Source organism: Bifidobacterium castoris (genome assembly GCF_003952025.1).
GTDB lineage: Bacteria > Actinomycetota > Actinomycetes > Actinomycetales > Bifidobacteriaceae > Bifidobacterium > Bifidobacterium castoris.
The window spans coordinates 69,586-92,786 of the sequence record NZ_QXGI01000009.1 but is presented as its reverse complement, the minus strand read 5'-3'; the positions used below and the strand labels follow the sequence as shown (position 1 = coordinate 92,786).

Here is a 23,201-nt window from a genome sequence, read left to right as displayed (position 1 = left end):
CGCCATGCCCCCTGCGCCTGCGTATGATCCGTCGCTGTATGAGGAAACGGTCGCGGGGCCGAAGGCCGCTCCGTTGTCCGCGTCGCCGGCCGCTCCTTCGGCCGGAGAGTCCACGATGCCGATGTCGGCCGCCGTCCCGCCGCCGTCCATGCCTCCGACGACGCCGCCGAGCGCCGGCGGCAAGAAGCCGAAATCGAACCGGGGACTGCTCATCACGCTCATCGTGCTCGTCGTCATCATGCTCGCGGCGATCGGATTCTGGATCTGGCAGTCGACACGCGCGAACGACGATGCGGCGCCGCAGGAGGTGTCGTCGTTGCAGACAGCGCCGGCGGACACCGAGGATACGTCATCGGACGACGGGGGCGATGCAGACGACAAGGACGACAAGGATGACAAGGAGAAGGACGCGAAGTGCACGGCGACGCCGGATGTCGACGTCGACGACCTGACCGCAAGCGGCAATTCGCTTATCGCGACGCTCTCGTTGTCCGCGAAATCATGCGAGACGGGCAGCTACGCCGAACCGAACGTCAAGATCACCGTGAAGAACGGCGACGGCGACGTCATCGCGGCGGCCGTCTACGACTTCTCGAAGAAGCCGATCGACTTCGAGGACGGCGAGGCGAGCGCGCAGATCGCGTTCAACTCGCGGCAGCACTGGCAGCCGGCCGACGAGATCACGTCGCCGACGAACGCGAAGGTCGTCTGGCAGGTCAACCAGAAGGGCGAAGGCAACGCGTCGGGCGACGTGGCGGCCGCGCTCGGCGGTGCGTCGATCGCCGCCGTCGACAACGAACGCTACGCGCAGCTTGCGCTCAAGCGGCAGCTCGACGACGACTCGTCGCTGGCATCGCCGTTCTATTCGGACTACACGACGCAGCTGTCGAGCAAGAAATACAATATGAACATCGACGGGAAAGCCTGGAAATACACGGACATTTACGAGCAGTTCCTCAAGATGCACTACAAGCATTCGAACGCGATCCTCATCTGGGCGGCCGACTACTACAACTACACGAAGAATGGGCATGCTGCCGACTACTACGTGATTCTCTCCGGCGAGAGCTTCTCCCGGGCCGATGACGCGACGGCATGGTGCTCGGCGAACGGATACGCGGCCGAGGATTGCATCGCCGTGGATCTGAAGTAGGCAGATGATCCGGACGTAGCGGTCGTGGGGCGCGCGTGGCGAAAGGCGGCGCGCGGTTGCGCTTGGGGTGCACGACTGTGCTTGGATGTGCGGTTGCGCTTGGGTGAAAGGCGGAGCGCCGACGACGAAGCAAAAGGGATATTCGTCGTCTGCGCGCCGCCTTTCGCGTATGTGGCGTGTGCGTGGGCGTGTTTCGATGGAGAGGTGTAGCGCTGCTGCGAGGGATGGATGGCGAGGGGCGTGGGGTCTGCAGCGTTGCGGTGGGCGGTTGCGGAGGACAAATGTGAAGAAATTGTGAAGATGTGCTGATCCGTGGAGGGATGGAGCGCGTATGGGCGGGGCTGAGGCGATGTTCGATGATTGGGGTGAGGGATGGTGGAATCGTTGGAAATCAAGGGTTTTGTAAAAACGACACGCCGAAGGTTGCGTGACGGGGAAATCTGAGTATATTTATCTCTCGGTTCACGAACCAACGCCCCTTTAGCTCAGTTGGTTAGAGCAGCTGACTCTTAATCAGCGTGTCCAGGGTTCGAATCCCTGAGGGGGCACCCGCAAGAAGCCTCGGCCGAGTATCGGCCGGGGTTTCTTTGTATTTACGGTCAAACTGGTTGACAAGGGTGTCATCCATGAGATCTTCGGCATATAGGGCATATAGGTCATTTTGTGTTGATTTAGACTCCTAGTCGGTGCTGTTGGGGTAGCGGGTGTGGTTGTGGAATTCGTTCCAGTCGATGCCGGTGCCGAGGGTGGGTTGGACGGTTGGTTCGTTGTTGTCATCATTGACGGTGGGGATCTTGGCGTCCTGGTCGTGTTGTTTGAGGATGCGGGCCGGGTTGGGTCGGGTCTGGCGCTGTGCATGTAGCAGTGCCATTCGCAGGCGCGGCGCATGTGTGCCTCGGGAAGGCCGCGGTGGTTGACGAGCATGCGTTTGAGCGCGGCGTTGATACTGCCTTCGAGCCGGTTGCTGTCACGCGGCACAGGGCCGAGCGTGTTCAGTGCCGGGTCGAGGAAACAGAAGAGCGTGCCGTCCTTGAAGAGGCGCTCGAGCCGCAGGTAGGCGCGGCGCAATGGCAAATGGGTCCACCACCATCCGCCCCTGCTCGTGGCCGCCCTGGGGTCGTCCGGGGTGTCCTTCGCGTAGGTGCGTTCGGACAGCATGCGCTTGCGGCGTTCGTGCCACGCGTTGAGGGCCCCGCCCCACCTGACGGCGGCGTCGGCGTCATGGACGCGGGTGAGTATGTCGGCGAGTCTCTCGAGCTCCCGTCCGGCCTGCAATCTGGGTTTGGAGGTCAGGTCGGCTCTCGTGTCGCGCTGCACGCGCACCAGGCAGCGTTGGATCCGCGTGTCCGGCCATGCTTCGTGGCAGGCTTTGAGGATGCCTTTCATGCCGTCGCATACGAGCACGTCGGGCGGCGTGAGTTGCGCGAACAGGGCCTGGTAGGCGGCGGTGCTCTCATGTGAGCACCATTGCCAGGCGAGCACCTCGCCGTCCGTGCCGTCGATCGCCGTCAGCAGGCACCAGCCGTTCACCCAGGTGCCGTCGGCCATGACCACGTGGTGCACCACGCCGTCGGGGTGGATACGCGGCGATAGGTCCCAGCACCATGCGCTGCGTCGCCGGAAGGTATGCGCGTCGCATCCCGGCCGCCGCTGGGGCGCGGCTTCAAGCAGCCAGTCCAGGAAGGCGCGCAGCAGGGACACGCGGCTCCGCGACTCGATGGTGGCGGTCGTCGTCGCCTTGCAGGTGTCGCACTGCCAACGCTGCCGGCCGTTTCGGTCGTGCCCGTTCTTGCGCATCGGCAGCCCGCAGACCGGGCATTTGCGGGCCCGCTTCGATCGTGTTCTCATGACACAATCCAACGGCCCCGAACCGGCGCGAAACGCGGTTATTTACGGGAAAACCGAAAAAGACACCCCGACACGCCTACTGCCGCAACGGCAAACCCCCAGCATAATCAACACATTTTGACCTATATGCCGTGTTCTCTATTTGCGACTGAACCGTAAAGATAAGGATTCCGCATGGTTCGTAATGTCAATAGATTATAATCCTGAGGATTATCAGAGGGACATTAAGCAACAAGGGATAATTAAATGTTCGCCATCCAGTGCGCCAGGTGTGGCACCATAACGGATGAGGAGACTCTTTTCTGCCCATCCCGCCAAACACCTGTGTCCCTGTCTTCTTCAATCAGCGACGTAGCGGATACACCTCACCTCGGAGAGGTGGAAGACGGCTCTCGGATTCAGGATGAACGAGCTGGCGATGCGACGCTATCGTCTCCCTGAGAAGCGAGGCCCTCGATTCTGGCGTGGTCGGTTTGGCTACAATTTGCTTGCGTAGTTTCGTACCTTGGTGAGGAATCGTGTGCGCTTGCGTGGGGTTGATCTACGTAAAAAGGACATCTGGTGGTGTTTGATGGTCGTGACGCCGCACATGGTTTTGAGAATCTGGTGATGGAGGACCTTACCATAGTCGGGTTCGAATAGGCGTGCATAGAACCCCGGAGTATCGTTCGTGGTGATGATCCATGCTTTCTTGCCCTTGAGCAGCCCCTTGGGAAGCACCCCCCGATACACGTAGGCGAACCCTTTGGAGAAGACACGATCGATGAAACCTTTAAGGATGGCGGGCATGCCGGACCACCAGATCGGGAAGATGAATACGAGCAGGTCCGCGTCGGTAATGATCCGACGGTACCGCTCGGTATCCGGGTCGATGTTCAGGTTGCGGCGCAGATGGTTTTCATCGAAGCGCAGGACCGGATCGAAGTTCTCCCTGTACAGATCAACCACGGTCACCGAATGTCTGGCGGGGTTGTCTTCCAGTCCCTGCATGACGGAGTTCAGGATGGCGTGGTTGTATCCGTTGTCATTGGGATAGGCGTAGAGCACTACGATATTCATGAGTTCACTGTATGAATCGGTACGGACGCATCTGTCGTCATGGATATGTCCCGATGGCTTGATCCTTGATGGGTAAGGCCGTATCAGCGTGTCCAGGGTTCGAATCCCTGAGGGGGCACCCGCAAGAAGCCTCGGCCGAGTATCGGCCGGGGTTTTTGTATTTACGGTCAATCTGCTCAATGAGGGCGTCATCCATGAGATCTTCCGGCCTCACGCCGAGGAAATTCGCGGTGTTGACCAAATCCGCAACCGACCAAGACGCTCGTCCTGTAAGTTTCTGGGAGACGGTGGCCGCGCGCAAGGCCGAGGCGCCTGAACCCGTCGCATGCCCCACGGACACGAAGGACGCCGCACAGGTCGAGCGGGCCGCCGCCAGTGTGCGCGAGGCGGCGGATTGGTATGCGTCCCACGCCACGGGCGTGTTGGAAGCGGCGGACAAGGTCGCGGCGTCCAGGGACGCAAAAACTCTGGCGGTCATGCTGCGTTGGCCAAGCGGGTTGCGGAAGCGGGCAAGCTCTATGACTCGTCCAAGGGCAAGGTCGCCGACGGCAAGACGCGCTACGCACTGCAGCAGCAGTTGGATGCTGCGGGCAAACTCAGGGATGCCACGGATGTGAAGGAGCTCAAGGATGCCAAGGCCGCGTTGGACAAGGCCATGGATGCGGTCAATCGGAGCGTGCACGCCAAGCAGGAAGAGGATAGGAAGGACGCGCAGGAGCAGGCACAACGTGAGGCCGAGACCCAGACAACCGTGCCGCAGGCTGCCATGCCGTCACCGGCCGTCCCGGTGCAACCGGTTGCCCCATCGTATCCCGCACCGGTCCAACCGGTTGCCCCATCGTATCCCGCACCGGTCCAACCGGTTCCCCAGCCGAGCGTGCAGGAACCGGCCCCGTCCTGAAGCGTGCCCGCTCCAACAGGTGACGGCGCGCTGGCCGACCGCGATCCCGGTTTGTAAAACCGGCCGGTGACTCGGCCGGTGCGGCCGGCCCATGGCACCACCAGCGGATTGCCGCATAGGTGCTGCCATATCCAACATTTTTCGATTCCCTCTGCTCTGATCTGCTGACAATGGCAATTACCACGGTGGCGTACCACGTCTGGTGCCGAATGGCCACTCTTACGAGGCCGAGAGGATGGCATGCGCGGCGAAAAGCGCGGCATCGTGCACAGCGCTGAGAACAGGTCTTATGCGATGCCGTGCAATCAGATGGTTGTTACTTTTCGTCCGTTCCCCGGTGTTTCGCTTCTTCTTCCAGTTTTCGGATCAGTGGATCGGACCAGAGGAATGTGCCGGGACCTGACGCGGCCAACAGCCATGCAATCAGCGGATTGCCTCCTCGCAGCCAGTACACGATGGATAGCACCGGCATGATGACAGACAGGATCGCGATGAACCATCCCCATGCGCGTGAGTGGGTCCATGCTGGACGTTTCATGCGAAGCATTGGCTCCTCACCGCCCCGATACCAGTCAATTCGGCCGCGAGGGCCGCGGCCGCGCCTCCGAGAGCGCGCATCTTCTCGTAGCTGAAGGAGGCGCCGGCCATGATCTTGATGGCTGATTTGACGCCGCCAAGTGCCTTGATGAGCTTCTTGACCTTCAGGATTTTTGCGGCTGGGAATGCGGTGGAGGCGATCACTCCGGCCACAGCGGCCGCGCAGCCCCAGAAATTGGCCCTGAACGGTGATCTGCCATAGGGGCGCATGCCCTGCCATGCCTGCAATGACGGATCACCCTGTTCGAGCACTCCATCAGGGATGTTCTCGTAGTAGTTGAACAGCTCCTCCAATGAACGCGTGCTCATCTCCAGTTCGTACGCCTGCTCTTCGGCCGGTGTCCAGGGGAGTTGGTTGTCTTGGATGTCGGATGCGTATGCCGTATTGCCCATGCCTGCGGCCAACATGACGGTGGCGAGCATGGCGACGACGCTTTTGACCATATTTCTCTTCTTCAGCCCGGTTGACATGATCTCCTTCATTGGCGAGAGTGGGAATGAGTATCCGCAGCATAACCATCCTGAACCGTCAGCAAGATGGGGCAAACATGAAAGGGTGAACATAGCGCCCAATCGGTGTTCGGGGAATGATGGTGGCCTTGGTCGAGCAGGGGCACTTCCGCGGCGCTTGCGGCGCCTCGTGCCTTGATGAGGGTGGAGTGTGGTCGTTTCACGGGCTGGTCGGGGGTGTTTTTGCGGCTTTTGAAGGGGTTGAGGCCGCGGAGCATGTAGATGCATTCGCGGTTGTCGAGGGGGCGGATTCTAGTGGTTGTTGCAACACGTCGTTGTGATTGTTTGCTTTATTGCCATGATGTCCTCCTTGGCTGTTGCTGTGGCCGCGACTTTCGCGGCCACAGACTTACCGATAGCGGGAAAACCAGCGGCAAGCCGAGCGTCGACTGGGGCGATGGTCCATGTACAAAACCCAGAAGTACCGGTAGACTGAAAAGGGTGGACCGGCTTCAAGGGAGACATGGATGGCGGATGAGGATGCAGACGAAAAAGGCCGTGAACGGCTGGTGGATTGGCTGCGTCGTGAGCGTGACGCCCATGTGTCAGGAGGCCTGTACCAGGTGACCCAGATCCGGTTCGCATTCAATTCGAACCATATGGAGGGGTCAACGCTCACGCCCGAGCAAACCGCTCAACTGTACAATACAGGCACGTTGCTGGCCGAGGCGGGAGAACCGGTGCGTGCCGACGATGTTGTGGAGGCGGTCAACCATTTCCGCGCGTTTGACTGGATGCTCGACCATGTGGACGATGCTGTGGATGGGCATTTGGTATGCACGCTGCATGCGATGCTCAAACGCGGCACACGTCAGGAGAACGACCCGCGTTACCATGTGGGGGCGTACAAGACGCTGCCGAACGTGATCGGTGCGGGATTGTCGGATACGGCTACGGTGCTTCCCGCCGATGTGCCGGATGCGATGGGGCATGTGTTCGGCTTGTACGCACAACTGCACGATGACCCGTTCGATATCGCCTGTGCGCATTGGATGTTCGAAACCACGCACCCGTTCTCCGACGGCAATGGACGTGTGGGGCGTCTGGTGATGTTCAAGGAGCTGCTGCGCATCAACGCGATGCCATTGATCGTACGGGATGAGGATCGCGCGCTGTATGTGCGTGGATTGTCCGAGTTCTCCTCGCAGCCGGGTTATCTGATCGATACGTTGCTCTACGAACGCGACCATTACCGCTCCCTTGTGACCCGGTTCACGCAGAATCAGGTTCGATGCACATACAACGACCATTGGAGTCGCGCGCAGGTGGAGTCGGTCGCCTCTGGTGGAGGCATCACGAATCCGTTCGTGCGTAAAGATCATATGGGCGAGCACCGTGGTGGCGAACGGCGCCATGCTGATGCAGATATTCCTTCAGCACGGAAACATCGGCGTCATCGTCTGTAACCGACATTGCTGTACGGGAAGAAAGCTCGATACGGGAAACAGGATAATGGAAAAGGAATGTGGGGTTGGATGGTGATTGATTCATATGAGCTGCAGCCCGACCGTGATGCATCTGTCGAGTTGGCGAAGCGGCTGCTGGTCGATTCCATTTAGAAGACCGCGAACATCGAGGTAGATGGGATCACCTTCCCCGACAGGAGATCGTCGAGGGGCGCGCGCCTGCGGATATGACGGTCGATGAGATCGTCACGGTGAACAACATCAACCATGCCTGGCAGTTCCTGCTGTAAAACGTCGACTATCCGATCGGATGGCAGTACGTGGCCGAGTACAACCGGATCGTGGGCGAGGGCTTAGTGCGCGACGCAGGCATGCTGCGCGCTTTCGGCGTGCGCATCGGAGAGGTGGAGTGGACATCTACGAGCAGTGTACTTATATGCTTGACTGGTTTATCGTGGAGTGCGGGGCAGCAGGTTTCCGTTCGCTGGTCTTGGTGGATGTCGATAATTTGAGTGAGTCTGGTTTGTCGGTATTTCGGCAAACACCGACAAACCGAATCAGCGTCACGATTCCCGCGCATTCTCGCTGAATGCTGCGAAGACCACAAACCACACGATCATATTCGCGTACCAACCTTGAATCAGCGTGTCCAGGGTTCGAATCCCTGAGGGGCGCCGCAGAAGGCCTCGGTCGATATTCGACCGAGGCCTTCATCGTTTGATGCGCGGGCGGCGCGCCGTGGGCGACTGTGTCGACGATCGCGCCGCCGGCTGCGGCTGTGGTTGTGGTTGTAGAAGGCGCAGATGTGGCGCATCGTCGCTGCGAGCGCGGCCGGGAGGACAGCGCGTCACGATGTATCGCGCGGGCCGGCTGCTAGATTTCGTGCATGCCTATCGCGCATGCGCGGCCATGCTCTGGTGGAGCATGGCTTGCGATGCGGTGGGCCGCTCCCTGACTGACATGGCGAGGGTTGGACGATGGGCTGCCGCGTTTCTCTCTCCCGGTATCGGTTTACTGGTTGTGGTCCGTTGCGCCATGTTGGGGTTCGGTTCGCTCGGGTGTCCGCCCTTTTCCCGTCAAGGATGGCGGAAAGGTCAGGTACAGGGCCGTCTCGAGGAACAGGAAGACCATAACGGTCAGAATGAGAGTTGCCGCGAGCATGTACAGGTCGCGCGCGCATATGGTGCTGATGATCGTTGGTGCGCTCAGGACGCTCGTCATGATCAACGCCGTCCAATGGGCGTTTGGACCGTGTTTCCATGGTCTGCGCCGGTTGGTGGTGATGATCTTGTGTATGGTTCCGTTGTGCTTTGCCATGATGGTGGCCTTTCTAACAGCTCACCCATGTCCTCGGCGCTTCCGCACCGGCCGTTGGTGCGCCGCCGATTCGGATCGTGACCGTTGATGGCACGAAGTTGACGCGTATCGGGCCTATTGCTGTTCGCGTGCCAATGCCGCTCATGATGTGCTCCTTTGCATGTCCAAGGCCGTGCGTCCGTTGTCGAATCCAGATTGCCGATGTGCAGGAAACGGTTGCGGCAGCATGCTTCGTCGTTGCAGTCATCGCAAGCATAGGTCTTTCCATCGTTGCCGTCTCCGGGCATCGGATGGTGTGTTGCGTAGCTGTCCGCCGACTGCGTAGTAGTCGATGTTTTTGACTGTTGTTAAGGGGTGCGTCTTGCGGCGGAAATGCTCGCTGAGATGCGGCCGCGTGGGTGAGGATGGGGTGTGCATCGCTCTGGGCGAACATAGTTGGGCACGACGCATAGGATGAATACGAATCACATCAATGACTGCTCCGATGGCCATGCCATGTCGGAAGCGACGGCATGCCGACAGCCCGGCACCGCCGGTGACGGGAGCGCAGGACAGCAAAGAAAGGAGAAAGCGGACGATGCAGCAGCATCAGTGGGAATCGACCTTTGCGGCCTTGGACAGGCTGATGGCGCAGAGCGATGACGAATCGACTGTCGCCGTGATGGAACGCCAGTACGGCGAATAAGGCGAAGGGCAAGCGACCGGTCGCGTCGCAATGAACGACGACCAAGACGAAGCTCGCGGGCAGGAGTCCCGGCGAGTTTTTTTATGCGCCGCGCACAGCGCCGTGTGCGGCCGGGACGGGGACCGGGATGTCCCGTCCGCTGTTTGGGTTTGATGGAGATGCGGGCCGGATCGATGCCCGGAGCCGCCTGTCCCAGATCCAACGAGACGCCGGCCGCCGGCCCATGCAACTGGTCGGAGACGGCAACGCCGATTCTTGTGGGATCCGCGATGCCGTTGTCCGCCGCCATGGCGCCCGTGTCTGCTGAAGCATCGATGCCGGCGACAGGCGGCGCTTGCGGGACGGCGAATGGGCGTGCATGTGTCGCGTGAGGCGCGGTCCGCTCCTCCGCCCTCACCGCCGGAAGGGCGCCGGCGTGGGGGACGGGCTGTCGTCAGAGGATGTCCGAGGCTCGCCCTGCGTGGCGTAATACCCGTGTTGCCCATGGCGGGCGCTACACTCATACCGGTTCCCACGCATTCCCATACGGGGCGAGCCATGCAATCCATCCATCAGAGAAGATTATTCAAACCATCTTGCATACGCATAGAGAAGGCTGAGGAGCAGTGGAATACTCGTTGTTTACGCGGCTGGCGGCGGAGTTCGTCGGTACCGCGGTGCTGATGATCTTCGGCAATGGCGCAGTGGCCAATGTCGAACTGAAGAACACGAAGGGGCATAACGCCGGCTGGCTCAACATCGCGATGGGCTACGGCTTCGGCGTCATGTTCCCGGTGCTGATGTTCGGCGGCGTCTCCGGCGCGCATATCAATCCGGCGATGACGCTCGCGCAGGCCGTCAACGGCATGTTCCCGTGGAACCAGGTCCTGCCGTACATCTGCGCGCAGGTCCTCGGCGCCGCCGTCGGCCAGCTCATCGTCTACATCTGCTATTACCCGCATTACAAGGAGACCGAGAGCGCCGAGTCGATCCTCGGCACCTTCTGCACGACCGACGCCTACGCGACGCGCCGCAACTACTTCATCAACGAGTTCGTCGGCACGATGATCCTCGTCCTCGGCGCGCTGTGCTGCCTTGAACTGCAGTGGGGCAAGACGAACTACGCGGCCGCGTCGATCGTCGTCGGCTTCATCGTCTGGGGCCTCGTCTGCTCGCTCGGCGGCCCGACGGGCCCGGGCCTCAACCCGGCCCGCGACCTGATGCCGCGTTTGCTGCACCAGATCCTGCCGATCCCGCACAAGGGTTCTTCGCGTTGGAACGAAGCGTGGATCCCGGTCGTCGCGCCGATCCTGGGCGGCATGCTCGGCTGCTGGCTGTTCAACGTGCTGTTCGCGATCTGATTCGCGTTCCCGATATCCGTCCTGTGAAGCGGCCCGTGGGGCATCCCGCGGGCCGCTTCGTGATGCCGTGGCGTCCCTGCTTCGCCGTCGTTGCTATAGTGGGGGCAGCGATTCGCGGCCACGTCCGCGAGGCGGGCGGCAACGCGGGCGACGGTCATACGCAAAAGGCAGTGCAGGCAAACGGGAACGGATGAGTCATGGGTAGTGCGAACATGAACAGGGCCTCTCGCCGGTGCCGCCGCAGGCATCTGCGCCGACGCTACATCCTGCGCCGCATCATCGCGGCGGTCGCGCTCGTGCTGCTTGTCGTCGGCGTCGTCGCAAGCGCCCGCGCGTCGGTGGCACATGTCACGGCGGCGCCGGACGAGGGCGGCGACGCGACGGCGAGCATCGATTTCACGAAGGCGCTGCGCATGGCCTTCGCGAACGGGCAGGTCGAGGAAGCGGAACCGCTGCAGCCGAAAAGCGACGAGGACCGCGACAAGGATGCCGCGCAGCAGGAGCTCGAGGCGCTCGCCGCGCCGATGTCCGACGAACAGCGACGGCAGATCTACGACAAAGCGAAGCAGACGGCCGAACAAAGCGGCGCGCAGGTCATGAAGATGACGTACTGCGTCGCGACGAACGGCGATGTCGGGGACAAGTCGGCCTTCGCGAACAGCGTCGACCGGGCGCTCAACGATCCGCGCGGCTGGCCGCGCGCCGGCGTCGTGTTCCAGCAGGTGGACGACGGCTGCGATGTGACGGTGACGCTCGCCGCACCGGAGAAGATGCCGACGTATTCGACGTATTGCTCGAGCGAATACAGCTGCCGCGTCGGCGCCGACGTCATCATCAACAAGAAGCGCTGGGACGGCGCCGTCGACCATTGGCTCCAGGAGGGCGGCACGCTCGCGGGCTACCGTACGATGGTCGTCAACCATGAGGTCGGCCACGCGCTCGGGCACATCGACAACGAACAGACGTGCGGCGGCGACGGCCAGAAGGCGCCGCTGATGCAGGAGCAGTCGATGTTCCTCAACGGCTGCACGGTGAACCAGTGGCCGCTCGACAGCGAACTGTGGACGACCTTCGTCGGATCGCCGGCGTGACGCCATGGCGCGCACGAAGCATATGCACGGCAACGGGAATCGAAAGGCGGGAAGCGGATGAGCGGTAGATTCGCGCCGACGCCGTCGGGGCGCATGCATCTGGGCAACGCGTACGCGATGCTCGCGGCGTGGCTGTCGGCGCACGCCCGCGGCGAGGACATGCGGCTGCGCATCGAGGACATCGACGTGCCGCGCGTCATGCCGGGGGCCGACGAGTGGATCCGCGACGACCTCATGTGGCTCGGACTGGACTGGTCGGGTGACGTCGTCCACCAGTCGCGGCGCACCGCGCTCTACGACGAGGCCTTCGCGACGCTGCGCGACGCCGGGCTGCTCTACCCGTGCTTCTGCTCGCGCGCTGAGATCCGTGCCGCGTCGGCCCCGCAGGAGGGCGACCGGTTCATCGTCTACCCGGGCACCTGCCGACGATTGCACGACGAGCGTCCCGACGAGGCGGCCGCGCGCGTACGCGCAGGAGAGCGCCATGCATGGCGGCTCGCGGCGCCGCATGCCGGCGCGCTCGACGGCCGCATCCTTTTCGACGACCATGTCTACGGCGCGCAGGACTACGACCTCGGCGCCGCGCTCGGCGACGTCGTGCTGCGCCGATCGGACGGCCTGTACGCGTACCAGTTCGTCGTGACGCTCGACGACCTGCTGATGGGCATAGATGACGTCGTGCGCGGCCGCGACCTGCTGCGTTCGACAGCGCTGCAGATCTGGCTGCGCCAACGATTGCTCGACTGCGGCGCCTGCGGCGTGGACGCGCGGTGGACGCCGGCGCGAACGCCCGGCTATGCGCATCTGCCGCTGCTCGACAACGCCGCCGGCGTGCGGCTCGCGAAACGCGTGCGCTCGCTCGACCTCGGCCATCTGCGTGCGCAGGGCGTGCGTCCGCAGGCCGTCGTCGGCTATTGCGCGTGGGCGCTCGGGCTCATCGAGCGGCCGGAGGCGATGGACGCGGGCGAGGCGCTCGCGTGCTTCGATTGGCGGCGCGTGCGCGCGGTGCGCGGCCGCGACCTCAAGGTGCCCGACGACGTCGGCGAGCGGCTGCAGGTGATGTGAGCGGCGCGTGCCGTGAGGATGAGTTGCGCGCATCCGCGAATGCGGGACGCGCCCGCTGGCGAGTTGAGGTAAGGTAAATCGTGCGGGACGGAGAGGAACGCGTTTCGCATGACCTTCGGGACATGAGTGAAGTGATGGGAACGCCATGACAGCGTATATGGATTACAAGGACCTTGCGAACGAGACGGTCGACGCCGCCCGCGCCGGACAGATCGCCGACGGCGTGCACCGCGTGCTCGACCGCATCGCGCGCGCGGAGATGCTGAGCGGGCGCGAGGAGGGTTCGGTCACGCTGCTCGCGGCGACGAAGACGCGCGACGTCGGCGAGATCATGGCCGCGATCGACGCGGGCGTGCATATGATCGGCGAGAACAGGCCGCAGGAGATCGCCGTCAAGATCGACGGACTGCGGTACGCGTGCGCCCAGCGCGGCGTCGTGCTCGGTGCGAGCGACGTGGAGACGGTCGAAAACCTCGACCTCACCGATGACCCGGAGGCGCTCGACCGTCTGCCGCTGCATCTTATCGGGCAGCTGCAGAGCAACAAGATCAACAAGGTGCTGCCGGACGCCGACGTCATCGAGTCGGTCGATTCGCTCGAGCTGGCGCGCAGGATCGGGCGGCGTGCGGCCGCGCGCGGCGCCGACGTCGGCGTGCTGCTCGAGGTCAACGAATCGGGCGAGGCGACGAAGTCGGGCTGCGACCCCGACGAGGCCTTCGAGCTGGCGCTGCGGATCGCCGAGATCGACGGGCTCGAACTGCAGGGGCTGATGACGGTCGGCGCGCATGTGGACGACGAGGCGGTCGTACGCCGCGGCTTCGCGCATCTGCGCGAGCTGCGCGACCGGGTGCGCGATTCGCATGCCGAGGGCACGGCGCGCTGCGTCGAGCTGTCGATGGGCATGAGCGGCGACATGGAGCACGCGATCGCCGAAGGCGCGACGATCGTGCGCATCGGCACGGCGATCTTCGGCGAGCGCGCGTTCAAATAGGCGGCGGCGTGCGCCGTGATGCGGCCGTTGTACACTGTGCCGTATGAGACTTGCACGTTTTTCCAAGGATGACACGCCCCGGTATGCCTTCGTGCAGACCGACGAGGCGGATGACAAGGACTATCTCGTCGTACTCGAAGGATACCCGTTCGGCGGCCAGGTGAGGCCGACCGGCGAGCGCATCCCGCTCGACGCGGACGGCGTGCGGCTGCTGTCCCCGGTCATCCCGTCGAAGGTGTACGGCTTGGCGAAGAACTACGAGGCGCATGCGAACTACATGTTCGAGCAGGGCCAGTCGACGGTGCGGCATGCGCCCGAGGAGATGGTCGTCTTCATGAAGCCGTCGACGTCGGTCATCGGGCCGGACGATCCGATTGTGTTCCCGGCGTGCTCCGACGACATGAACTTCGAGCCCGAGGTGGCCGTCGTCATCGGCCGCATCACGAAGAACGTGAGCGTCGAGGACGCGATGGACCACGTCCTCGGCTTCACCTGCGTCAACGACGTGACGTTGCGCGACCTGCAGGGCTCCGATCCGATGTGGACGCGCGCAAAGGGCTTCGACACGTCGTGCCCGCTCGGGCCGTGGATCGTGACGCGTGACGACTTCCATTGGCGGGACGCGGCGATCTCGTTCACGCTCAACGGCGAGGACGTGGAGAAGGCGAGCGGCACGACGGCGAAGCTGATCCATTCGATTCCCGAGCAGATCGCGTTCATCTCGAGCTTCTCGACGCTGCTGCCTGGCGACGTCATCCTCACCGGCACGCCGGACGCCTCCGGCAGCCTCAAGCCGGGCGACGAGGCGGTTGTGCACGTCGAGGGCATCGGCGACCTGCGCAACGTCGTCGTGCGCGCGTGAACGTCGCGCACGCTCCCGTGCTGGTGCGCGTTCCCCGCGGCGTCGCCTAGCGCGTCACGCTGAGAGGAAACTGAAGGGAACATGAAGAAGGCTGTCCGCTGAAAGCGGGCGGCCTTCTTCATGTTCTGCGTCAGAATTGCAGAGGATGGTCCGTCGAAGCGGTAGCCTTCATCGAATCTCCAAAACTTGAGCGAGATTCACTCAAGTTTTGGGAATAAGTGATCTGCAGCGTCGGTTGACAATATCAGACAATGAAGCCGTGGGCGCGCCCACGCTCCCCGGCCGTGCATGGCGCGCGGCACGAGGGCCCGGCGCGCCCATGTGCAGCAATGGAGGATGATATGGAACAGAAGTTTACGACAATGGCCCAGGAGGCGCTCGGCGACGCGATCCAGAGCGCTTCGGCGGCCGGAAACCCGCAGGTCGAGCCGCTGCACCTGCTCGACGCGCTGCTGCGCCAGGAGCACGGCGTCGTCCGTGGCCTGATCGAGGCCTGCGGCGGCAACGTGCAGACGATCGGCGCCGCCGTGCGCAACGCGCTCGTCGCGCTGCCGAGCGCGTCGGGATCGTCGACGACGCAGGCGCAGGCGAGCCGCCAGCTGACGGCCGCAATCGCGAAGGCCGAGACCGCGATGAAGGAGATGGGCGACGAATACGTCTCCACCGAGCATCTGCTGCTCGGCATCGCCGAGGCGACGCCGAACGACGCCGCGAAGATTCTGGACGACAACGGCGTGACCGCCGCGAAGATCCGCGAGCAGATCCCCGGCATCCGCGGCGGCGCGAAGGTGACGAGCCCGGACGCCGAGGCCTCGTACAAGGCGCTCGAGAAGTATTCGACGGATCTGACGGCGCGCGCGAAGGAAGGCAAGCTCGATCCGGTCATCGGCCGCGATCAGGAGATCCGCCGCGTCATCCAGATCCTCAGCCGCCGCACGAAGAACAACCCGGTGCTCATCGGCGAGCCGGGCGTCGGCAAGACCGCCGTCGTCGAAGGCCTCGCGGAGCGCATCGTGGCGGGCGACGTGCCGAGCACGCTGCAGAACAAGCGCCTGATCAGCCTCGATCTGGGCTCGATGGTCGCCGGCTCGAAGTACCGCGGCGAATTCGAGGAACGCCTCAAGAGCGTGCTCGACGAGATCAAGCAGTCCGACGGGCAGATCATCACGTTCATCGACGAGATCCACACCGTCGTCGGCGCCGGTTCGGCCGAAGGCTCGATGGACGCCGGCAACATGCTCAAGCCGATGCTCGCGCGCGGCGAACTGCGCCTGATCGGCGCGACGACGCTCGACGAGTACCGCGAGAACATCGAGAAGGACCCGGCGCTCGAACGCCGCTTCCAGCAGGTCTTCGTCGGCGAGCCGTCGGTCGAGGACACGATCGCGATCCTGCGTGGCCTCAAGCAGCGCTACGAGGCGCACCACAAGGTGACGATCGGCGACGACGCGCTCGTGGCCGCCGCGACGCTGTCGAACCGCTACATCACCGGCCGTCAGCTGCCGGACAAGGCGATTGACCTCGTCGACGAGGCCGCGGCGCACCTGCGCATGGAACTCGACTCGCAGCCGGAGGAGATCGACGAGCTGCAGCGCAAGGTCACGCGCCTCGAGATGGAGGAGATGCAGCTCAAGAAGGCGGAGGACCCGGCGTCGAAGGAACGGCTGATGAAGCTGCAGTCCGAACTCGCCGACAGCCGCGAGCGGCTGCACGGACTCCAGGCCCGTTGGGACACCGAGAAGGCGGACCGCAACAAGGTCGGCGACCTGCGCGCCAAGCTCGACGAGAAGCGCGTCGAGGCCGACAAGGCGACGCGCGCCGGCGACCTCGCGCAGGCGAGCCGCATTCTCTACGGCGAGATCCCACAGATCCAGAAGGAGCTCGCCGCGGCGGAGACGGCCGACGAGCAGGCCTCGGAGTACGCGCACAAGGACGACCCGATGGTTCCCGACCATGTGGACGCCGACTCGATCGCCGGCATCATCTCGGAGTGGACCGGCATCCCGGTCGGCCGCCTGATGCAGGGCGAGAACGAGAAGCTGTTGCATATGGAGGAGTACCTCAACGAGCGCGTCATCGGCCAGCCGGAAGCCGTCGAGGCGGTCTCCGACGCGGTGCGCCGCTCGCGCGCCGGCATCTCGGACCCGAACCGTCCGACCGGTTCGTTCCTGTTCATGGGACCGACCGGCGTCGGCAAGACCGAGCTCGCGAAGGCGCTCGCCGAGTTCCTGTTCGACGACGAGAAGGCGATGGTCCGCATCGACATGAGCGAGTACATGGACAAGTCGTCGGTGTCCCGCCTCATCGGCGCGGCCCCCGGCTACGTCGGCTACGAGGAGGGCGGCCAGCTCACCGAGGCCGTGCGTCGCCGTCCGTACTCGGTCGTGCTGTTCGACGAGGTCGAGAAGGCGAACCGTGAGGTCTTCGACATCCTGCTGCAGGTGCTCGACGACGGTCGTCTGACCGATGGCCAGGGCCGCACCGTCGATTTCAAGAACACGATCCTGATCATGACGTCCAACCTCGGCTCCCAGTTCCTCGTCAACCCCGACCTGAACGAGCAGGAGAAGAAGGACGCGGTGATGAACGCCGTGCACGCGCAGTTCCGCCCGGAGTTCGTCAACCGTCTCGACGACCTCGTGATCTTCCAGCCGCTGACGCGTCAGGAGCTCGGCAAGATCGTCGACCTGCAGGTCAAGCAGGTCGCGTCGCGCCTGACCGACCGCCGCATCACGCTCGACGTGACCGAGGCGGCCCGCGAATGGCTCGCCGACACCGGCTACGACCCGGCCTACGGCGCCCGTCCGCTGCGCCGCCTCGTGCAGACCGAGGTCGGCGACCAGCTGGCGCGCATGCTGCTCGCGGGCAAGGTCCACGACGGCGAGACGGTGCTCGTCGACCACACCGGCGGCGACCATCTCGAGCTGTCCGTGCATCAGCACGACCCGATGGCGGGCGACGACAACCCGCTCGACACCGAAGTGAAGATCGGCGGCGATGCGCGGTCCGACGACATGTCGAAGTGATCGCGAAGGGCCGCGCATGCGCGCGGCCCCGCGCCTTCCCGCGTAGGATGAACGTGGCGGCGCATGCATGAGCGATGCCCCGGTCGGGCGCCTGAACAGGCGCCCGACCGGGGCATCGTCGCATCGGAAGCGAGATAGGCGCGCGTCAGCGGTCGATATGCGCGCGCCGCAGCCGCAGCGCGTTGAGCAGCACGGCGAGCGACGAGAGGAACATCGCCAACCCGGCGAGGCTCGGATCGAGCATCCAGCCGGTGAAGGGGTAGAGGACGCCGGCGGCGATCGGGATGCCGATGAGGTTGAAGACGAAGGCCCAGCCCAGGTTCTCCTGAATGTTGCGCACCATCGCCTTCGACAGCCGAATCAGCGGCAGGACGCAGGAGCAGCCGGCCATGTCGGTGACGACGTCGGCATGCCGGAACGTCGCTCCGGCGTCCCCCGTGACGACGACGGCGATGTCGGCGGCGTTGCGGATCGCGACATCCTCGGAGCCGTCGCCGACGAACATCAGTGCGGCCGTCCCGCCGTCGATGTCGAGCTTCGAGCGGCGCTCGTCGATGCGGCGCACCGCGGCGTCGGCGTCGTCGGTGTCGACGGTGTCGACGCCCATGCCTCGGTCGAGCAGCGCTTCGATGGTTTCACGTGAAGCGTCGGCGAGCGCCGACGAAACGACGACGGCGCGCACATCCTTCGCCTGCTGCAGCGCGCTTGTCGTCAGGACGCGCATGCCGGCGCGGCGCGCGCGGTCGGTCGCGAAGGTCGCGGCGAGCGGCGCCGCCCACCCGAGCGCGGCCGGGCAGGCGATGATCAGGACGCCGATCGCCATCAACAACGCGCGCGTGAAGGCCGGTTGCCGGCCGAAGATCAGCCAGACGACGAAGGTCCATACGGCGATCAGGAAGACGATCGGCACGAGGACGCGCGACAGGCGGTCGACCTTCGTCTGCAGCGGGAACGCGGCGCGGCGCGGCAGCCAGCGGTCGCTCATCAGGCGCGCGAACAGCACGAGCGTGATCAGGACGCCGGTCACCTGGAAGTAGACGGCATGCATCGAGTCGGGCAGCACGTCCTCGGCGAAGCACACGAGCAGGCTGTAGACGTAGGCGGCGGTCGCGCCGACCGCGGCGAGCGAGTTCATGTTCGGCACGCGCCGGCGGATCGCCGACCAGCCGTCGATGTGGATCGGGTAGCCGCTGTAGAACATGACCGGCGTGATGATGATCGCCTGCAGCCACGGCGCGATCAGCCAATCGGGGATCAGCGACGGGCGCATCATGTGCAGCAGGTCGGGGACGACGACGAGCAGCGTCAGCACGTCGGCGACGATCACCTGCGCGGTGAGCAGACGCACGCTCGCGGCGTTGTCGGAGCGGCGTGTGCGCAACGTGTCGCCGGCATGCACCGGCTCCTGCTCCGGCTGGTCGCGGAAGGCGTCGGATGCGGCGTCGGCGGCGCGCGCGGCGGCGCCGAAGAAGAACCGGATCGTCAGGAACGTGAGCAGCAGCGCCACGACGACGCATACCACCGCGATGAACAGATTCAATCCCATAATCGCCCCCTGGGCTTTGCGTGACCCTGCCGATGACCGGCAACACCAACTCGTTTCGACATCACCACTGTACGCGATGGTATGTGCGACGGCATCATGGCGACGGCCGCCCGCGCGACGGCGCCGGACGCCCGGTTTGACGGGGCGCACGGCTACGCTGGCGTACATGAGTGAAGAAGCTTCGATGTTCCGCAAGACCGCATCCGCCTCCCGACACGGCGAGGGCGCCGCGCCGGCCGCCGCCGACGAGGCCGCCTTCGCGCTGATGGAGCCGCGCGACCAGCTCAGGACGTTGCTGCGCGCCCATATGGCCGACCGTCCGTTCTCCGAGCTGTCGCCGGTCACCTTCGACCATCGCGGCGCGTCGCTGATCGGCCACATCATGCTCGACACGCTCGAGGAACAGGGTTATGCGATCGACGATTTCGACGCGGTCGGCGCGCTGACGGCGGCCGCCGTGCCGATCGTCTGCTCGATGATGCACGCCGCGGCCTCGCGCGGCGAGGCGCTCGACGGCTTCGTCATGGATTTCGTCTATCCGGCCACGAAGGGCCCGTCGATCAGCGGCAGGCGCGTCATCCTCGTCGACTCGTGGCTGTCCGAGAAATCCTATGTGCAGACGTCGTCGCTCGTCACATTGCGCAACGGCAACGAACTGAGCCTCGACTTCGGCGTCGTCGATGCGCAGGGCGCCGAAGTCGTCGCGATCACGTCGCTGATCGGCGGCGTCGACATGGAGCGCCCGACGGTGCGCGTCGTCGACCCGGTCAGCGGCGAGGCGACCGAAGTGCCGTTCGTCGAGGCCTTTCACGAATCCGAGCTGCACTGAGCGGCCGGCGGCATGACGCGAAGGTGAGCGTGGCGTAGATGCACGAACCGAATCCGATCGACGTGGCGGCGAAGGCCTCGGGCGAGCCTTCGTTCCGCGAGGTGGGCGTGGGCCCGTGGGAGCAGGAGCATCCGGGCGAGCCGCGTCCCGACGATGCGCGCTACGACGTGGCGCTGCTCGACGACGGCGACCGGCGCAACGTCCTCGACCGCTACCGCTACTGGAGCGTCGAGGCGATCCGCGCCGACCTCGACCGCCGCGGCCGTCATCCGTTCGAAGTGGCGATCGAGAACTGGACGCACGATTTCAACATCGGTTCGATGGTGCGCACGGCGAACGCGTTCACGGCGAACCGCGTGCACATCGTCGGCCCGCACAAATGGAACCGCAAGGGCGCGTTGATGACCGAGCTGTACCAGCACGTCGTCAACCATCCGTCGATCCAGGCCTGCGTCGACGACTGGCGTCGTCGCATCGCGGAAGAACGCGACGAGGCACATACGCGCGTCGACGCGATCGTGGAGGCGCGCGACGCCGGCGTCCTCGCCGAACCGGACGCGGAGCGCGCACTGCTGTATGCGCGGCGCGACCTGCGTGTCGCCGAAGGCGCGAAGGTCATCGCGATGGACATCATCGACGGCGCCGTGCCGATCGAGACCTACCGTTTCCCCGAACGGTGCCTGCTGCTGTTCGGCGCCGAAGGCCCGGGACTGTCCGACAAGGCGCTCGAACTCGCCGACGACGTCGTCTATATCAGCCAGTTCGGCTCGGTGCGTTCGATCAACGCCGGCGCCGCCGCCGCCGTGACGATGCATGCCTGGATCACACAGCATGCGGCTGTGTGATCGGTGGGCGCAGCGCACGGCATGCGGCTGTGTAATCAGACGGACACGGCACGCGGCTGCGTAATCGGTGAGCATGCGGTGCAACGGCGCGCGCCGCGTCGTCGAGCGCCCGATGCGCGTGCCCGCTGGACCGTATCGTGGTCGCATGCCGCATCGGCGGACGCGCGCTTGCTATGATGCGGCCACATGATGGAACTCGATGGCGTCTGCAAATCATTCGGCGCCAAACCGGTACTCGACCATGTCAGCTTCACGGCGCCGGACGGCGTCGTCACCGGCTTCGTCGGGCCCAACGGCGCCGGCAAATCGACGACGATGCGCATCCTGCTCGGCCTGATCGCGCCCGACGGGGGCGCCGCGCTCGTCGACGGCGTCCCGTACGCGCGCTGCTCCGCGCCCATGGCGAGCGTCGGCGCCGTGCTCGACGCGCGCTGCGCGCCGAAGAACCGCTCGGCCTACGCGTATCTCAAATCGCTCGCATACACGAACAACATCCCGAAATCGCGCGTCGACGAGGTGCTCGACCTGACCGGACTGGCGAGCGCGCGCATGACGAAGGCCGGCCGCTTCTCGCTGGGCATGGGCCAGCGGCTGGCGATCGCCGCCGCGATGCTCGGCGACCCGAAGAACCTCGTGCTCGACGAACCGGTGAACGGCCTCGACGCCGAAGGCGTCAAATGGGTGCGCGACCTGTGCCGCAACAGCGCCGCCGCCGGGCGCGCCGTGCTGCTCAGCTCGCATCTGATGAGCGAGGTGGCGCTCACTGCGGATACGCTCGTCATCATCGGCCACGGCAGGGTCCTGCAATGCACGACGGTCGCCGATTTCGTCGCCGAGCATTCACGGCCGATGATCTCGGTCGTCACGCCGGACGCCGACAAGCTGCATGCGATGTTCGCGCATTCGCCCGGCGTGCATGTCGCCGAGACGGCGCTCGCGGACGGCTATCCGCATGACGCGCGCGCGTTCACGATCGAGGGCGCCGACCTCAAGGCCGTCGCCCGGGGCTTCGCCGCCAACCGGATCGTCGCCTACCGCTTCGCGCGCGAACAGGTCTCGCTCGAGCAGGCGTACATGGAGCTCACGCACGCGCACGCGCAGTATGTCGCGGCGCCGATCGGTGCACAGCCGCCGGCGATGCCAGCGTCCCCGGCCGTGCAGATGACGCCGCCCGCGCCGTCCGCCATGCCGGCGATGCCGAATCCGACCAACCCGACGACGAACGGAGGTGCGCGATGAGCGAGACCGCAACGACCCAGCCGCGCGCGCCGCGTACGGCGCGGCTGACCTTCGGCGGCGCGCTGCGCGCCGAATGGTGCAAGATCTGGAGCGCGACGTCGACCTATGTGCTCGGCGTGCTCACGATCGCCTTCCTGCTGATCAACAGCCTGATGCTCGGCTGGATGGTCTCGCTGCTCGCCGGTGCAAACGACATTCCGGTCGGGCATGAGGACATCTGGTCGACGGCGAGTTCCGGCGCCGGCAACGTGCTCATCATCGTCGGCATCCTCGGCGTCATGGCGCTGACGGGCGAGTTCAGCTCGTCATCGATCGTCTCGTCACTCACCGTGAACCCGCGTCGCGCGATGTTCATGCATGCGAAGGCGCTCGTCGTCGCCGCCGTCACCTTCCTGGCGTCCCTCGTCGGCGTGCTGCTCGCGTGGGGCGTGGCCGCGGCGATGGTCGGCTCCCATGTGACGACCGGCGCGCTCTGGACGCCGGCGGCGATGCCGGTCGTCACATTGCTCGGACTGCCGGTGATGATGGCCTTCGCGGCCGTGCTCGCGATGGGGCTCGGCGCGATCTGCCGCTCGACGGTGGGCGGCGTGCTGTGCGTCATCGTGCTGTGCACGATCGTGCCTTCGGTGCTGCAGATGACGCAGCTGCTCGGACTCCGCTACGTGTGGATCACGTCGGTCAACAACTGCCTGCCGGCGAACGCATTGTCGGCCTTCCTCAGCACAGGCGCGAGCTCCTTCGCGAACGATGCGTCGTCGATCATGCTCGTCGACGGCGCGCATCCGTTCCAGCCGTCGTGGGGCGCGGCCGGTGCGATCTTCGTCGCCTGGAGCGTCGTCCTGTACGCCGTCGGCGTGCTGATGGTGCGCCGTCGAGACGTGAAGTGACGGC

19 protein-coding genes, 1 tRNA gene and 1 pseudogene are annotated in these 23,201 nt (G+C 64.7%); 15 read left to right on the top strand and 6 right to left on the bottom strand.

Annotated elements, in window-relative coordinates:
• Positions 1-148: 148 nt before the first annotated feature.
• Entirely contained in the window at positions 149-1,153 is a 1,005-nt protein-coding gene (locus D2E22_RS10810; RefSeq protein WP_126032795.1) for a flagellar basal body-associated FliL family protein, read from the top strand.
• A gap of 474 nt (positions 1,154-1,627) precedes the next feature.
• A tRNA-Lys gene (locus tag D2E22_RS09105) sits at positions 1,628-1,701 on the top strand.
• Here D2E22_RS09105 and D2E22_RS09100 read toward each other — a convergent pair.
• Together D2E22_RS09100 and D2E22_RS09095 are read right to left on the bottom strand one after the other, a co-directional pair.
• On the bottom strand, positions 1,667-2,950 hold the full coding sequence (locus D2E22_RS09100) for an IS1249 family transposase (protein WP_241218368.1): 1,284 nt from the start codon (positions 2,948-2,950) through the stop codon (positions 1,667-1,669). The two genes, D2E22_RS09105 and D2E22_RS09100, sit on opposite strands and share 35 nt — an antisense overlap.
• A 528-nt stretch (positions 2,951-3,478) precedes the next feature.
• On the bottom strand, positions 3,479-4,060 hold the full coding sequence (locus D2E22_RS09095; protein ID WP_126032794.1) for an NAD(P)H-dependent oxidoreductase: 582 nt from the start codon (positions 4,058-4,060) through the stop codon (positions 3,479-3,481).
• Between the two features lie 484 nt (positions 4,061-4,544).
• Between D2E22_RS09095 and D2E22_RS10610 the strand changes: the two genes are divergently transcribed.
• On the top strand, positions 4,545-4,961 hold the full coding sequence (locus D2E22_RS10610) for a hypothetical protein (protein ID WP_164518493.1): 417 nt from the start codon (positions 4,545-4,547) through the stop codon (positions 4,959-4,961).
• A 316-nt stretch (positions 4,962-5,277) separates the two neighbouring features.
• Here D2E22_RS10610 and D2E22_RS09085 read toward each other — a convergent pair whose 3' ends face one another.
• Both D2E22_RS09085 and D2E22_RS09080 read right to left on the bottom strand, forming a co-directional pair.
• On the bottom strand, positions 5,278-5,499 hold the full coding sequence (locus tag D2E22_RS09085) for a hypothetical protein (RefSeq protein WP_126032792.1): 222 nt from the start codon (positions 5,497-5,499) through the stop codon (positions 5,278-5,280).
• Positions 5,496-6,029 carry a hypothetical protein gene (locus D2E22_RS09080; protein WP_126032791.1) on the bottom strand — a complete coding sequence of 178 codons (534 nt, stop codon included), beginning with the start codon at positions 6,027-6,029 and terminating at the stop codon, positions 5,496-5,498. The genes D2E22_RS09085 and D2E22_RS09080 overlap by 4 nt, the downstream gene beginning before the upstream one ends.
• A gap of 506 nt (positions 6,030-6,535) precedes the next feature.
• Between D2E22_RS09080 and D2E22_RS09075 the strand changes: the two genes are divergently transcribed.
• The gene (locus tag D2E22_RS09075) at positions 6,536-7,474 is read left to right on the top strand and encodes a Fic family protein (protein WP_126032790.1); all 939 of its coding nucleotides are present in this window, start codon (positions 6,536-6,538) and stop codon (positions 7,472-7,474) included.
• A 165-nt stretch (positions 7,475-7,639) separates the two neighbouring features.
• Positions 7,640-7,887, top strand: a pseudogene (locus D2E22_RS10925) (Fic family protein); the annotation flags it as partial.
• Between the two features lie 598 nt (positions 7,888-8,485).
• Here the strand turns inward: D2E22_RS10925 and D2E22_RS09065 are convergent.
• Positions 8,486-8,791 (bottom strand): hypothetical protein, encoded by a 306-nt coding sequence (locus D2E22_RS09065; protein ID WP_126032789.1) that lies wholly within the window; start codon positions 8,789-8,791, stop codon positions 8,486-8,488.
• A 1,290-nt stretch (positions 8,792-10,081) separates the two neighbouring features.
• Between D2E22_RS09065 and D2E22_RS09060 the strand changes: the two genes are divergently transcribed.
• The 6 genes from D2E22_RS09060 (at position 10,082) to clpB (ending at position 17,851) form a co-directional block, all read left to right on the top strand.
• Positions 10,082-10,816 carry an MIP/aquaporin family protein gene (locus D2E22_RS09060; RefSeq protein ID WP_126032788.1) on the top strand — a complete coding sequence of 245 codons (735 nt, stop codon included), beginning with the start codon at positions 10,082-10,084 and terminating at the stop codon, positions 10,814-10,816.
• Positions 10,817-11,013: 197 nt separating this feature from the next.
• Positions 11,014-11,907 carry a DUF3152 domain-containing protein gene (locus D2E22_RS09055; RefSeq protein ID WP_126032787.1) on the top strand — a complete coding sequence of 298 codons (894 nt, stop codon included), beginning with the start codon at positions 11,014-11,016 and terminating at the stop codon, positions 11,905-11,907.
• A 57-nt stretch (positions 11,908-11,964) separates the two neighbouring features.
• A complete protein-coding gene (gene gluQRS, locus D2E22_RS09050; RefSeq protein ID WP_126032786.1) occupies positions 11,965-12,972 on the top strand; it encodes a tRNA glutamyl-Q(34) synthetase GluQRS in 1,008 nt (335 codons plus the stop codon).
• A 145-nt stretch (positions 12,973-13,117) separates the two neighbouring features.
• Positions 13,118-13,963: a YggS family pyridoxal phosphate-dependent enzyme gene (locus D2E22_RS09045; RefSeq protein WP_126032785.1), complete on the top strand. Its 846-nt coding sequence runs from the start codon at positions 13,118-13,120 to the stop codon at positions 13,961-13,963.
• A 43-nt stretch (positions 13,964-14,006) separates the two neighbouring features.
• Positions 14,007-14,825 (top strand): fumarylacetoacetate hydrolase family protein, encoded by an 819-nt coding sequence (locus tag D2E22_RS09040; protein WP_126032784.1) that lies wholly within the window; start codon positions 14,007-14,009, stop codon positions 14,823-14,825.
• Positions 14,826-15,166: 341 nt separating this feature from the next.
• Positions 15,167-17,851, top strand: a complete 2,685-nt coding sequence (gene clpB / locus D2E22_RS09035; protein WP_126032783.1) for an ATP-dependent chaperone ClpB — start codon at positions 15,167-15,169, stop codon at positions 17,849-17,851.
• Between the two features lie 145 nt (positions 17,852-17,996).
• Here clpB and D2E22_RS09030 read toward each other — a convergent pair whose 3' ends face one another.
• Positions 17,997-19,397: an HAD family hydrolase gene (locus D2E22_RS09030; RefSeq protein WP_126032782.1), complete on the bottom strand. Its 1,401-nt coding sequence runs from the start codon at positions 19,395-19,397 to the stop codon at positions 17,997-17,999.
• Between the two features lie 184 nt (positions 19,398-19,581).
• Between D2E22_RS09030 and D2E22_RS09025 the strand changes: the two genes are divergently transcribed.
• From D2E22_RS09025 to D2E22_RS09010, 4 genes are all read left to right on the top strand, one after another.
• Complete coding sequence (locus D2E22_RS09025) at positions 19,582-20,226, top strand: type I phosphoribosyltransferase (RefSeq protein ID WP_420897256.1); 645 nt, start codon at positions 19,582-19,584, stop codon at positions 20,224-20,226.
• A 38-nt stretch (positions 20,227-20,264) separates the two neighbouring features.
• Positions 20,265-21,071, top strand: coding sequence for a TrmH family RNA methyltransferase (locus D2E22_RS09020; protein ID WP_126032780.1), 807 nt, complete (start codon positions 20,265-20,267; stop codon positions 21,069-21,071).
• A 186-nt stretch (positions 21,072-21,257) separates the two neighbouring features.
• Entirely contained in the window at positions 21,258-22,310 is a 1,053-nt protein-coding gene (locus tag D2E22_RS09015) for an ABC transporter ATP-binding protein (RefSeq protein ID WP_126032779.1), read from the top strand.
• The gene (locus D2E22_RS09010) at positions 22,307-23,197 is read left to right on the top strand and encodes an ABC transporter permease (RefSeq protein WP_241218362.1); all 891 of its coding nucleotides are present in this window, start codon (positions 22,307-22,309) and stop codon (positions 23,195-23,197) included. Before D2E22_RS09015 ends, D2E22_RS09010 begins: the two co-directional genes overlap by 4 nt.
• Positions 23,198-23,201 lie beyond the last annotated feature (4 nt).